We start from the raw sequence: 12972 nt of genomic DNA, 5'->3' as shown, positions 1-12972 counted from the left end.
TGACGGGAGGCGCGGTGCGGGTGAGCCGATCCGCCCACCCGCACCGCGCCTCCCGTCCGCCGCTTCGAGCCCATCGCCCCCGACCTGGGATGCCGAACCGCGCGTCGGAGGCACGAAGTTCCTGCTCCCGATGCGCGGTTCGTCCTCCCACGCGCGGAACGGCAAGCCGCGTCCGGTCAGTGCGCGGAGTACCCGCCGTCGACCAGGTGGTAGCTGCCGCTGATGAACGACGCCTTGTCGCTCAGCAGGAACAGCACGAGCGCCGCGACCTCGGCGTCGGTGCCGAGCCGCTTCGCCGCGTGCTCGCCCTCGAGCGCCGCGAGCTCCTCGGCGGAGAGCGACGACCGGACGAGCGGGGTGTCGATGAACCCGGGGCCGACCGCGTTCGTGCGGACGCCCTGCGCCGTGTACTCCAGCGCGGCGACCTTGGTCAGCCCGACCAGGGCGTGCTTCGAGGCGACGTACGCGGCGTTCTGCGCGATGCCGACCGAGCCGAGCACCGACGCCATGTTCACGATCGCGCCACCTCCGGCCGCGAGGATCGCGGGGATCTCGTACCGGAGCCCGTAGAAGACGCCGTCGAGGTCGACCGCGCGGACCCGGTCCCACGCCTCGACGTCGTACTCGCCGATCGGCTGCGGAGCGGCGCCGATGCCGGCGTTGTTCACGGCGAGGTGGAGCGCGCCGTAGGTGTCGACCGCGTGCTGGACCATCCGCTCGTTGTCGCCCGCGACGGCGGAGTTGGCCTCGAACGCGCTCGCCGTGCCACCGGCACCCTCGATCTCGGCGACGACGCGCTGCGCGGCCTCGGCCTTGATGTCGGTGACGACGACCCGTGCTCCCGCGGCGGCGAGCTCCTTCGCGATCGCTGCTCCGATGCCGCTGCCGCCACCGGTGACGACGGCGACCCTGCCCTCGAACTCGGACATGTTCTCCTTCTTCCTCGACGTTCCGTCGATGTGCACAAAGCAACACGTGTTGCGCACTCAGCGTACACCTCGTCGAGTCCAGTTCGTTCGCTGAACTAATGAGGTAGGCTAACGGTCGTGCCTGACACCTCCCTCGCCACCGACCTCCGCGTCGCGGTGGCCCGGCTGTCGCGGACGCTCCGCGCACAGAAGGTCGACGCGAGCATGACCGACGGCCAGTTCTCGGCCCTCGCACGACTGCACCGCGAGGGCGCCATGACCCTCGCCGAGCTCAGCCGTCAGGACGGTGTGACACCGCCGAGCATGACGAAGTCGATCGCGGTGCTCGTCGACCGGGGCCTCGTGTCGAAGGTCGACCACGGCGACGACCGCCGCAAGGTCCTGCTCGCCGCGACGCCGGCCGGCTCCACCTTCGTCGAGGAGACCCGACGGCGCCGCGACGACTGGCTCTCGCCGCGCCTCACGGCCCTGACCGCCACCGAGCGCCGCACCCTGGCCGAGGCCACCGAGATCATGAGGAGGCTGGCCCAGCAGTGACCGCCGTGTTCCGCTCCCTGTCCGCCCGCAACTACCGCATCTGGTTCGCCGGGGCCCTCGTCTCCAACGTCGGCACCTGGATGCAGCGCACCGCCCAGGACTGGATCGTCCTGACGAAGCTGTCCGACAACGACGCGATCGCGGTCGGCATCACCATGGCGCTGCAGTTCGGCCCGCAGCTGCTCCTGCTCCCCCTGACGGGCCTGGCGGCAGACCGCTTCGACCGGCGCCGCATGCTCATGCTGACGCAGGCGTTGATGGGTGCGCTCGGACTCGCGCTGGGGATCATGGTCCTCACCGACACGGCGACCCTGTGGTCCCTGTACGGCTTCGCCCTGGCACTCGGCATCGTCGCCGCGTTCGACACCCCGATCCGACAGGCCTTCGTCTCCGACGTCGTGCAGGGCGAGCACGTGTCGAACGCCGTGGCCCTGAACTCCGCGTCCTTCAACGCGGCTCGGCTCATCGGCCCGGCGGTCGCGGGCGTGCTCATCGCCGCGATCGGGTCCGGATGGGTGTTCGTCATCAACGCCGGCTCGTTCCTGGCCGTCCTCGTGGCGCTCCGCTTCGTCGACCCGACACAGCTCGCCGAACGGGTGCGTCCGAAGCGCGGGAAGGGGCAGATCATCGCCGGCTTCACCTACGTGCGGACCCGACCGGACATCATCGTGGTGCTCTGCATGATCTTCGTCGTGGGGACGTTCGGCGTGAACTTCCCGATCTTCACCTCCACGATGGCGCGGGTCGAGTTCGGCAAGGGTGCCGGCGAGTTCGGCCTGCTGAACTCCGTCATGGCGATCGGCTCGGTCGCGGGTGCCCTCCTCTCCGCCCGACGGGACCGCCCGCGGATGCGCACCCTCGTCGTCGCCTCGGCGGGCTTCGGGCTGGCGTGCACGGCGGCGGCGCTCGCCCCGACCTACTGGACCTTCGCGGTCGTGCTGGTCTTCGTGGGCCTGGCGTCGCTGACCTTCATGACGACGGCCAACGCCCTCGTGCAGACCACGACGAAGCCCGCGATGCGCGGTCGGGTGATGGCGCTCTACATGGCGATCTTCGCGGGCGGCACACCGATCGGCGCCCCGATCGTCGGCGCCGTCGCCGACGCGTGGGGGCCGCGCTGGGCGATCGTCGTCGGTGCCGCGTCGGGGTTCGTCGCCCTCGCGATCGCGCTGGTCTGGCTCGTCCGTTGGGAGCACCTGCGGCTGCGGTACGACGCCGACGCCAGACTGCACCTCGCGGTCACGCACGCGGTGCCGGTGGTCGGCACGCGGGCGTCGCGCGCCGCGCTGCGGCGCGACCTGGAGCGCGACGAGGCGGTCGCGGACCGGTCCAGCTCGGTCTGACGGGTCGCAACAGATCGCAACCAGTCCCGCAGAGCGACACTGCGCCGCGGACGGTTCCCACCGGACCGTCGCTTCCGCGCAGCACTCGCCCGTACGCGACGGACGGGAGGCTCAGTGCCACCCCGCCACGCGCCTCCCGTCCGACGCACGGCCGGGTCGCGACGACGCGAGGGCCCCGGCAGAGCGACAGAGCGCCGCCGACGGTTCCGCGAGGACTGTCGCTTCGGCGGATCCGCCGCGTCGACGCTCCGGGGGATCCGTTGCCCGACGTGCCGAGCGCCGCGTCAGCGCGCGGGGACCGCGACCGCGAAGACCCGCTCCTCGAGCGCCTCGACGACCGCACCCACGGCGACGGCGAGCCCCTCGGCGGCGACGCGGATCCCGTCCGGGGCGCCGACGTCCACCCGTCGGAGCGCCGAGCGGGCCACCCGGAACGCGGCGACCTGGTCACCCACGCACGCCGGGGCGACGTCGGCCAGGCAGTCGTCCGCACGTGCCGCGAGGAACGCGAGCGACCGCGGACTGTGCGATTCGTGGAGCAGGAATCCGGCGGCCTCCCGCGGAGCGACGCCGTGGTGGTCACGCCCGCGCCGGAAGGCCTCACCGGCACCGCAGGCCCGCAGAGCGGTGGTCCACGATGCCGCCGACCCGGTGTCCACGAGCGGGGAGGCGAGGAGCCGGGCGGTCAGTCCGCACCGCAGCAGGGACCTGCCGAGGGTGAAGAACTCCCACACCTCGTCACGACTGACGTCACCCTCGACGACGCCGACCGCCAGCGCGCTGCGTTCCCGCACCCAGGCGAGGAACTCGTGGGCCCGGTCGACGGCGACCTTGCGGGGCATGCGTGACCGGGTGACGTCGAGGCAGTCCCAGAGCTCGGTGGACACGACCTCGCGCGCTCGGCGGGCGTGGTCGCGGGCGACGCCGACCGCGTGGGCGACGGATGCGGGTTCGTGCCGGTCGAGCGCGAGCGACTCGACGACGACCGCCCGGTCTCGCTGACGCCCGGGCGAGCGCGCGCCCACGACGCGGTGCAGTGCGGGGCCGACCACGTCCTCGTCGTCGACCACGCCCGCATCGGGCCGGACGACGTAGACGTCGAGCATCCTCGCGACGACGTCGGCCCGTTCGACCGCGCTCCCGACGTGGAACACGCTCCCCGCGAGTCGGCTCAGCACGTCGGCTCCTGCATGCGGCGAAGCTACCGAGCGGGCGTTGCGACAGTGTTTCGGAGCCGCGTCACCGGTGTTGCGAGCCATCCACCGCGCGCGCTCTCGGACAACACTCGCTAGACAACCTAACTAGAGCGTCTAGCATTGTCCGTATGACGACCGAGGTGACGAACACCACCACGGGCTTCTGGTACGGGACCGGTTCCAGGGTCGACGCGGTGGACGTGCTGAACGCGCTCCGCAAGTACCGGAGCGCAGAGAGTGCCGCGCAGCGCCGTGCGCGCGAGGCACTGGGCATCGGCGAGAACGCCCTGCTCGCGCTTCGGATCCTGCTCGACGCCGAGTCCGAAGGACGTTCCGTGAACGCGAAGGAGCTCGCCGACCGTCTCGAGATCACGCCGGCGTCGACCTCGGCGCTCGTCGACCGACTCGTCCGCAGCGGCCACGTCGAGCGTCACGCGGACCCCCACGACCGACGCGGTGTCATCCTGACCGCGTCGGGTGGGTCGATGCGTCAGGTGCTGCGGGTGATCGACGAGCTGGACACCCGCGCGATCGAGGTGGCCGAGCACCTCCCGCAGACGGACATGTCGGTCGTCGTCGCGTTCCTCGAGGAGATGGCCCGGGTCGTCGACCACGACGAGGACGAGACCGCGACGGAGCGCCCCGCGTAGCCTCGTCGCATGGACAGCGCTCCGCAGGACCCCGCCCGGGTGTCTCCGCGTGATCCCGAGGACGACATGCCGCTCGCGGAGCTCGACGCGCGCGCCCGGGCCGACGCTGCACTGCGGCGCATCCGGAACGGGGCCGACCCCGCGCGGGAGGCCTTCGACCTGGCGAACACGATGAACGACGAAGCCGTCGGGCGGCTCCGTGGCGCCGTGCTGCGGTGGTTCCGCCGCGGCTGACCCCGTGCCGCCGGGACGGCCACGTGTCGGCCGGTCCGCTACCGCTCGTCGGCGAAGGTCGTGCCGACGGCCGCGATGTCGTCGGCACCGTGGCCGGCTGCGCTCGCATCGGCGTAGACCCGGTCGAGTGCGTCGAGCAGGGTCGTGGACACACCCCCGGACCGCGCAGCGTCACCGATCAAGCCGATGTCCTTCCGCAGACCGTCGAGGGCGAACTGCGGTGCGAGGTCGCCACCGATCATCGCCGCGCCCTTCGTGTGCGCGTAGGGCGAGTCACTCGCGGTGCCGTCGATCGCGTCGAGGAACAGCTGCGGGTCGAGCCCGAGGGCGCGGGCGAGCGCGAGGGACTGCCCGGTGGCCGCGGTGATCGACGCGACCCAGGCGTTGGCCGCGAGCTTCAGCGCCGTGCCGTCGCCGACCCGCTCCCCCGCGCGGACGGTCTTCGCGCCGATGGCGTCGAGAACGGGATCGATGTGGTCGAGCACGTCGGACGGCCCGGCGGCGAGCATCGTGAGCTTCCCCTGCTCCGCCGGGGCCTTCGTGCCGAGCATCATCGCCTCGACGAGGGTGATGCCGTACTTCTCGGCCAACTGCACCACGGTCTCGGTGCCCGCGACCCCGATGGTCGAGGCCTGCACCCAGATCGCGTCCGTGGGAGCGTCACCGGCGGCGGCGTCGAGGACGTCGACGACCGCGTCGGTGTCGAAGAGCGTGAGCAGGACGACCTCGGCGTCACCCACCGCCGCGGCAGCGTCCGTCGCCACGGTGGCGCCGGCGTCACCGAGCGGGCGCGCCTTGTCGGCGCTGCGGTTCCACACGGTCACCCGGTGGCCCTCGCGCAGCAGCGACCCCGCGACCCCTGCACCCATCGTCCCCGTGCCCAGCACCGTCACACGCACCACTGTCTCCGTCCTGCGTCCGGCACCCTGCCGACGTCGTGCTCGACGCTACGCCTGGGCGATCACGACGGACCGTGTCGGCCCGGCCCGGCCCGGTCTGAGGACGGGGGCGATCGCGCGACCGGTCAGAGGAGGCCGCGCGCCGCGAGCCAGGGTGCTGGATCGACGGGCGCCCCGCCGATGATGACCTCGAAGTGCAGGTGCGGCCCGGTGGAGACGCCGGTGCTGCCCACGGCGCCGAGCTGCTCGCCGGCCGACAGCGTCTGTCCGGGCAGGACGTCGATGCGGGACAGGTGCCCGTAGCGGGTCTGCGTCCCGTCCGGGTGCGCGAGGAGTACCTGGTTGCCGTACCCGCCGAGGCGGCCGGCGGAGACGACCCGTCCGGACATCACCGCGACGACGGGCGTCCCGGCGGCTGCGGCGAAGTCGAGGCCGTGGTGGTTCGTCGAGCATGCACCGCACCCGGCGACCTGGCGTCCGCCGAAGCCTCCGGCGGTCGGGATCGTCCCTGCGACGGGACGGACCGCGCCGGAGGCGGTCGTGATCTGGACTCCGTCGTGCCGAACGCTGCCCGCGCGGGCCGACTGCACGTCGAAGCCGTCGCGGGTGACGGTGACGGTGACACCCGATGCGACGCGGTAGTGCTGGTCCGGCGCGGGTGCGACCTGGTGCGCTGGCGCCAGCGTCCGCACGGAGCCGAGACCGAGACCGATGGGGTCGTCGAGTGCGGCGGCCGGGGTGGACACGGAGACGACCAGGCAGGCGGCGAGGGCCGAAGCCGTCACGGGCAGGAGCCGCGCCGACGTCGTTCGTCGCTCGGCAGGGATCGCGGCGGGACGCAGGCGGACAGCGGTGGTCCGACGCAGGTGGGGAACGTGCCTGTCACGCCGGCGCGGGTCAGGTACGCGCAGGTCACGCGTGCGCGGTCTGCCGGGGCGGACCGCCTTCCGGCGACGATCCCGGAGGTCACGACGACTCGGCAGGGCCTGGCCCGACAGCGCGTCGTCGCTGGTCGATGTGGACACCGGGGCGGCGGGAGGGGGGACCGCCGCCCCGGTGGGCTGGTGGCCGACACGGACGGACCGGGCAACGGCGTCGTTCGCTGCTCGACGGGCCGCTCCGCGGGGGCGGATCGGTGCCGTTCGCGCCGGAACGTGAGCGCTGTCGGTCGTGGTCATCGTCATCGTGTCGGAGGTCGAGTGGGTTCGGATCGGGTGGGCTCGGATCGGGTGGGCTCGGACGCTCGGACGTCGTCCGTCATCGGCGGCAGCGCCCGTCGGCTCAGCCTCGGACCACGCCGTCGCGGGTGATGCGCTCGAGTTCGCCGACGACGGCATCGACGACCGCGCGGGTGATCGCATCGGTCACCGCCTCGACCAGGGCGAGCTGGTCGGGCGTCACGGCGACCTCGTCCGGGAGCGCCCGACCGACCCGATGCGGGATCTCGTCGATGGCGGCCACGAGAGCGGCCGGCACGAGGGCGGAGTGCATCGGAGAGACCGGAGCCGCCAGCGGCGAGGTGGGCGCGGGGATCACACGGGTGCGTGCGGCGGTGACGGAGACCGCTGCCGCCGGAGCAGACGCCGCTGGAGCAGGTGCCGGCGCGGCTGCCGCGGGAGCGGGCGCTGCGGCCGGGGCCTGTCCCTGCGCGGCGGCGACAGCCCGGGAGGGCTGACGCGAGATCGAGTCGAAGAGGGGCGTGGAGGACATGCTGCTTGCCTTCCGTTCAGTGGTGGTTCGGACCGTCCTGGGCGATCCGGCTGGACTCGTGCCTCGGGCACGAGACGATTCAACCACTGATATGCGAAATGTGCAATAGCGCGTTCTCGATCAGTCCGGTTCGACGGCGTTCGTCGGGTCGTCACGCCGGAGCACCTGCTTCACCCGCTCGACGATCGTCGACGGCGGGTTGTTGTACGCGTTCGCGGGCTCCTGACCGCTGAGCGCCTGGATCGCCGCCATCACGGCGTCCGTCGCGTGTCGACGAGCCCTCCCGGACGACGCCTCGCCGAAGTGCGACAGGTCCATCGGTTCGCCGAACTCGATCGTGACCCGCGCGAGCTTCGGCACCCGGGAGCCCACGGGCTGGACGTCCTCGGTCCCGGTGAGTGCGACCGGCACGACCGGTGCCCCGCTCGTCAGCGCCAACCAGGCGACCCCGGTGCGCCCCTTGTAGAGCCGACCGTCGAGGGACCGGGTCCCCTCGGGGTAGATCGCGAAGGCCTCGCCGGCCTCGAGCCGTTCCAACCCCAGGTCGAGGGCGTGCTGCGCCGCGGCGCCTGCTCCCCGTTCGACCCCGATGGCACCGATGCCGCCGAAGAACGCCCGGGACACGGCACCGCGGAGACCGGTCCCGGTGAAGTACTCCTGCTTCGCCAGGAACGACACCTTCCGCGGTGCCATCAGCGTGATGGCCGGGGAGTCGATGAACGACCGGTGGTTGCTCGCCAGGATGACTGCTCCACGCTTGGGCACGTTCTTCCGTCCGACGATGCGCGGGCGCCAGAGAAGACGCGCGAGCGGGGTCACCACCGCGCGACTGAGCGTGGTGGTGAACTTCGTCGATCCGGACACCCGGGCCTCCTCGATGGCGGGAGCCTCCGATTGTAGTGAGGCGAGGAACGGGCACATGCCGCCGCGGGCATGCAGCAGCGCGGGGGCCGCAGAGCCCCCGCGCTGGCACGGTCGATCAGTCGTCGAGCGGGTCGATGTCCTCGGCGACACCGTCACGACGGGCACGGCGAGCGAGCGCCCACAGCAGGACTCCGACGAGGAGGACGCCCACCGCGACCGGGACCGCGACGAGGACGGTCGACCCGGTGAAGGCCAGCTCCGGCACGACGGGTGCCGCCGACGGCTCCGGACGGGGAACCGGCGCCGGCTCGGCCCGGAGCTGCTTCGAGAACCACGGCGAGAACACCCACTGCGGTCCCTGGTGCGCGGTGCCGGGCGTCACGACCAGGCCGGAACGAGAGGTGGCACCGCTCTCCGCACCGTCCACCTCGGCCAGGACGCCCTTCGCGCGCACGGCCACGGCGAGCACCCCCGCGGCAGCATCGTCGGCGCTGACCTCCGTCGGTGCCGTGGTCGAGCAGGTCGTGACCTGACCGGGCGTGACCTCCGAGACCGCGCACGAGACGGTTCCGGTGAGTCCCTTCGACTCGACGGCGAGCGAGTCGACGGTCCGGTTGCCGGTGTTCCGCACCGTGAACGTCGCATCCACGGTGGTACCGGGCCGCAGGGGCCCGTCGGCGCTCGTCGTCACCTCACCCTGGACGTCGAGGCCTCCGCGACCGGTGAGCTCGACCCGCACCCGGTCCGCGGCGTGGACGTCGGAGCCGTCCGGGGACGCAGCGCCCGCGGTCGCCGGGACGCTCAGGGCACCCGCGTCGACGTCGTGCTGCGTGATCACGGTCTCCTCCGCGTGGCATGCGGTCTCAGCGCCCGGTGCGAGGTCGGGCGCCTCGCACGTCGCGGGGTCCTCACCGAGGGTCGCGGTGACGGAGGTCAGCGTCGTGTCGCCCTCGTTGCGGACCACGGCGCGGCGCTCGACGCGGTCGCCGGCCTCGGGCACGTCGTGATCGGACGCCGCCAGGTTCGCGATCGCCGTGACGCCGAGCGCCGGGTGCCGGGGGACCTCGACGGCGGTGGTCGCGGTGGCCTCGACGGCGGAGTCGTCGGGCGCGGTACCCGTGACGACGACCGCGACGTCGACCCGACCGGCGTCGACGTCCGCCTGGGTGAGCTCGTGCACGCCGATGACGCAATCGGTCGAGGCGCCCGGTGCGAGCTCGGTCGCGTCACAGGCCGGCGTCAGCTCCGGACGCCCGGGCACGGTGGACGCGAGGTCGCGCACCGTCACGTTGCCCGCGTTCCGGACGGTGCCGCGCAGCGCGATCGTCTCTCCCACCCGGAGGCCGTCGTGCGACGCCGAGACGGTTGCCTCGATCGCGGGAGCCGACTGCTGGACGCGCACCTCGGTGCTGGCCGAAGCCGTCACCCCGTCGCCCGAGGGCGTGCGCGCCGAGGACGTGAACTGCACCGTGACGCCACCGTTGTCGACGTCGCGCTGCTCGACGCGGTACCCGCTGCGGGTGGCGCAGGTGACGGATGCACCCGGCGCGAGCGTGGTCGACGGGCAGTCCACCGGCAGGTCGCGGCCGGCGGCCTCGACCGCAGCGTCACGGAGCGTGACGTTGCCGGTGTTGGTGACCACGGTCTCGAGGTCGACCTCGTCACCGACCGCGGCGGGCGCGGACGAGGTGGGGCGGGCCTCCAGACCGAGCGCGGGTGCGGCGGGAGTGGTGGTGACGGAAGCGGTCGCGGTCCCGCTGACCGCGGCGTCGAGCCGCGACGCTGCGGTCGCGGTGACCGCGTCGTCGACGCGGCCGGCATCGACGTCGTCCTGGGTGATCACGCGAGCCGCGGTGGTGCAGGTGGTGCTGGCGCCGACCGGGAGGCTCGTGGTGGCGCAGTCGGCCGGGCCCTGTCCGGACGTGACGGCGAGGTCGTGGACCGCGACGTTCCCGGCGTTGGTCACCGTGGTGCGGAAGGCGAGCTGCTCGCCGAGGTCGGCGACGGCGTCGCCGTTGCCGCCGGTGAGGACCGGCTCCTCCGTCACCGTGAGGGCGTTGCGCTCGGCTGCGAACGCGACCGACGTGTCGACCGCGTCCTCGAGGCCGCGCGAGGCGGTGACGGACGCGGCGCCGAGCCTGTGCGTGCCCGGCGTCGTGGTGGTGACGTCGAGCGACACGGTGCAGGCCGCCTCCTCGTGCTGCAGGTCCCCGGAGGCCCGCACGGCACGGTCACCGGCGGTCGCCGTGACGGAACCGTTCGCGCAGGTGGTCGTGGCGTTCGGCTGGTCCGCGATCCGGAGCGCGTCCGGGAGGCGGTCCTCGAACGACCAACCCGGCTTGCTGCCGACCTCGCTCGTGTTCACCACCGTGAACGTGAGCCGGGACGTGTCACCGACGACGAGGCCGTCACCATCGAGGTCGGCCCGGAGTTCCGGGGTCGCGTCGTAGACGGTGACCTGGTCGATCGCACCGTCGTTGCCCTGCGGCGAGGTCTGCTCGTTGCGCATCACCCAACGGATCTCGTCGCCGTCGAAGAGCAGGCCGCCCTTCGAGACGAACGAGCCGCCGCGGAGCGGGACGCCGTCGGTGTCGAGGTCCTTCGACGCCGCGTCCGTGCACGGGTCGATCGCGTGATCGGAGACCGGACGCTCGACGGTGCCGTCGACGAGGGCGAAGTTCAGCAACGGGTGCACGTAGTCCGTGCAGGCCGCAGCCGCCGCGTTCACGCCGAACGAGATGAAGCGGCCCGGATCCTTGATCTTCGACGTCTGCACGGACTCGGCCTGCACGGCGCCCTGCGGTACGGCCCTGTCGGTGGTCCACGCACTCACGACGTGGTTCGCCTTCGCGTCCGCGCTGCCGCCGACGGTGCCGAGCGCTGTCGCGAGGGCACGGAGCGACGCGGCCTTGCACGAGGACGGTAGGTTCGTGCTCTCGCCGTCGAGGATGATGCCGTTGCACTGGTCGTGGTCGAGCCATGCCGGGTCGGCGGTGTACCGCTCCCCCTCGGCGCCGACGTAGTCCTCGAGCCCGATCCACTGGTCGGTGGTCCCGTGCTCGAAGCCCTCGGAGTAGAGGACCTGCGGGTCCGGCGCCGGGCCGCCGCGCAGAGCAGTCGTCCTGGCGGCGTGTTCGGCGACGGTCGATGCCGAAGCGGGAGCCGGGACGACCGCTGCCGCCACGGCGGTGCTGCCGAGGACGATGGTCGTCAGCCCGAGGGCTGTGGTGGTGAGCACGCGGCGACGTCGGGCGTGCTGGGAGTTCGTGTGGTGCATGTGCTTCCTGATCTCCGGCCACCCAGGGTGGGCGGCGGTCTGGCCGTGGGCAGGTACGGACGCCCGAGTCGTCGCCCCGGGAGTACGCGGAATGGGGAGGCGACGGCGGGTGCCGTCGCCTCCCCGGTGTCACCGGGTGTGGTGACGGGTGGTGGGACTACGCGTCCTCGCGCGACTTGCGACGCTTCGCCGCGAAGAGGACGAGACCGCCCAGCGCGGTGAGCAGCGCAGCCAGCGGCGCGACGACCGGCAGGACGTCGGAGCCGGTGAAGGCGAGCTCGCCGGAGGCCTTGCCCGCCGCGTCACCCGACGCGTCCGAGGTCGACTTCGCGATCGCCGCGGACGCCGACGCTGCCGAAGCGTTGCCGTTCTTCGCCGCGGACGCCTTCGCGTTCGTGGCGCTCGAGTTGTCGGCGTTGGCTGCGGCCACTGCAGCGCCCAGCGCCGCGACGTTCGCGTCGGACTCGGCGTTCTGCGAGGTGTTCGCGGAGGCCGTCGTCACCATGTTGCCGGCCGTCTTGGACGCCGCCTTGGCGGTGATGTCCGCCGCTGCGGTGCCCTGGCTGGACTTGTCGGCGTTCGCAGCCGGGAGGGCAGCACCCTGGACCCCGGCGTTGGACTTGTCGTCAGCCTTGTACGTTGCGGTAGCGGTCGCCGAGGCGTTCTGGTTGGTGTCCTTCGACCCTTCGTCCGTACCCGTGGTGTCCTTCGACCCCTCGTCCGTACCCGTGGTGTCCTTCGACCCCTCGTCCGTACCCGTGGTGTCCTTCGACCCGTTGTCGTTGGAGTCCGAGCCTGCGCCCGCGGAGGTGTCCGCGGTTGCGTCCGTGATAGCTGCGGACTTCGAGGCGACCTTGGCGTTGTCGTCGCCTTCCTTGGACCCTTCCGCGTTGGTGTCATCGGAGTTGTCCGCGTTCGAGGCCTGGTTCGCAGCCGACAACGCCGCCACGTTCGCCGCCGACGTCGCATCCGCCGACGTGTTCGACGACGAATCCACAACCATGTTGCCCGCAGACTCCGACACCGCAGTGGCATCGATGTTCGCCTGCGCGGACTGCTTCGTCGAGTTGTCCGGGTTCGCCGCCGCAACCGCAGCACCAACCACCGACGCGTTCGAGTTGTCATCCGCCTTGAACGTCGCCGTCGCCGACGCACCAGCATTCACATTCGCGTTCGACGCCGAACCCGCATCCGCCGACGTGTCCTTCGACGAGTCCGCAATCGCAGCGGATCGCGAGGCGACCTTGGCGTTGTCGTCGCCTTCCTTGGACCCTTCCGCGTTGGTGTCATCGGAGTTGTCCGCGTTCGAGGCCTGGTTCGCAGCCGACAACGC

General features: G+C 72.3%; 13 protein-coding genes. 5 read left to right on the top strand and 8 right to left on the bottom strand.

Annotated features, from left to right (window positions below; all coding sequences use genetic code 11):
* Positions 1–176 precede the first annotated feature (176 nt).
* Positions 177–929 (bottom strand): SDR family oxidoreductase, encoded by a 753-nt coding sequence (locus tag ACIPEQ_RS05765; protein ID WP_250368365.1) that lies wholly within the window; start codon positions 927–929, stop codon positions 177–179.
* 117 nt (positions 930–1046) lie between these two features.
* Between ACIPEQ_RS05765 and ACIPEQ_RS05760 the strand changes: the two genes are divergently transcribed.
* Together ACIPEQ_RS05760 and ACIPEQ_RS05755 are read left to right on the top strand one after the other, a co-directional pair.
* Positions 1047–1466, top strand: coding sequence for a MarR family winged helix-turn-helix transcriptional regulator (locus tag ACIPEQ_RS05760; protein WP_126892420.1), 420 nt, complete (start codon positions 1047–1049; stop codon positions 1464–1466).
* Positions 1463–2809: an MFS transporter gene (locus ACIPEQ_RS05755; protein ID WP_402714439.1), complete on the top strand. Its 1347-nt coding sequence runs from the start codon at positions 1463–1465 to the stop codon at positions 2807–2809. Before ACIPEQ_RS05760 ends, ACIPEQ_RS05755 begins: the two co-directional genes overlap by 4 nt.
* 284 nt (positions 2810–3093) lie before the next feature.
* Here the strand turns inward: ACIPEQ_RS05755 and ACIPEQ_RS05750 are convergent, their stop codons facing one another.
* A complete protein-coding gene (locus ACIPEQ_RS05750) occupies positions 3094–3987 on the bottom strand; it encodes an alpha-E domain-containing protein (RefSeq protein WP_402714438.1) in 894 nt (297 codons plus the stop codon).
* Positions 3988–4133: 146 nt separating this feature from the next.
* Here ACIPEQ_RS05750 and ACIPEQ_RS05745 point away from each other — a divergent pair, with 146 nt between their 5' ends.
* Entirely contained in the window at positions 4134–4655 is a 522-nt protein-coding gene (locus ACIPEQ_RS05745; RefSeq protein WP_402714437.1) for a MarR family winged helix-turn-helix transcriptional regulator, read from the top strand.
* A 9-nt stretch (positions 4656–4664) separates the two neighbouring features.
* Positions 4665–4889, top strand: a complete 225-nt coding sequence (locus tag ACIPEQ_RS05740) for a hypothetical protein (protein WP_402714436.1) — start codon at positions 4665–4667, stop codon at positions 4887–4889.
* Between the two features lie 38 nt (positions 4890–4927).
* On the opposite strand, the gene ACIPEQ_RS05735 is transcribed toward ACIPEQ_RS05740, so the two are convergent.
* From ACIPEQ_RS05735 to ACIPEQ_RS05710, 6 genes are all read right to left on the bottom strand, one after another.
* Positions 4928–5782 carry an NAD(P)-dependent oxidoreductase gene (locus ACIPEQ_RS05735; protein ID WP_402714435.1) on the bottom strand — a complete coding sequence of 285 codons (855 nt, stop codon included), beginning with the start codon at positions 5780–5782 and terminating at the stop codon, positions 4928–4930.
* Positions 5783–5913: 131 nt separating this feature from the next.
* Entirely contained in the window at positions 5914–6573 is a 660-nt protein-coding gene (locus ACIPEQ_RS05730; RefSeq protein ID WP_402714434.1) for a M23 family metallopeptidase, read from the bottom strand.
* Positions 6574–7069: 496 nt separating this feature from the next.
* Complete coding sequence (locus tag ACIPEQ_RS05725) at positions 7070–7498, bottom strand: hypothetical protein (protein WP_402714433.1); 429 nt, start codon at positions 7496–7498, stop codon at positions 7070–7072.
* Positions 7499–7618: 120 nt separating this feature from the next.
* Positions 7619–8362, bottom strand: coding sequence for a lysophospholipid acyltransferase family protein (locus tag ACIPEQ_RS05720; RefSeq protein WP_402714432.1), 744 nt, complete (start codon positions 8360–8362; stop codon positions 7619–7621).
* A gap of 115 nt (positions 8363–8477) precedes the next feature.
* On the bottom strand, positions 8478–11639 hold the full coding sequence (locus tag ACIPEQ_RS05715) for a hypothetical protein (RefSeq protein ID WP_402714431.1): 3162 nt from the start codon (positions 11637–11639) through the stop codon (positions 8478–8480).
* 157 nt (positions 11640–11796) lie between these two features.
* Positions 11797–12579 carry a hypothetical protein gene (locus ACIPEQ_RS05710; RefSeq protein ID WP_402714430.1) on the bottom strand — a complete coding sequence of 261 codons (783 nt, stop codon included), beginning with the start codon at positions 12577–12579 and terminating at the stop codon, positions 11797–11799.
* On the opposite strand from ACIPEQ_RS05710, the gene ACIPEQ_RS05705 reads away from it, so the two are divergent.
* Positions 12545–12972 (top strand): hypothetical protein (locus tag ACIPEQ_RS05705; RefSeq protein WP_402714429.1); only part of this gene is annotated, 428 nt, incomplete at its 3' end. The two genes, ACIPEQ_RS05710 and ACIPEQ_RS05705, sit on opposite strands and share 35 nt — an antisense overlap.

The organism is Curtobacterium sp. NPDC087080, assembly GCF_044745105.1.
In the GTDB taxonomy this organism is placed as follows: domain Bacteria; phylum Actinomycetota; class Actinomycetes; order Actinomycetales; family Microbacteriaceae; genus Curtobacterium.
This window is presented reverse-complemented; position numbering and strand designations above follow the sequence as displayed.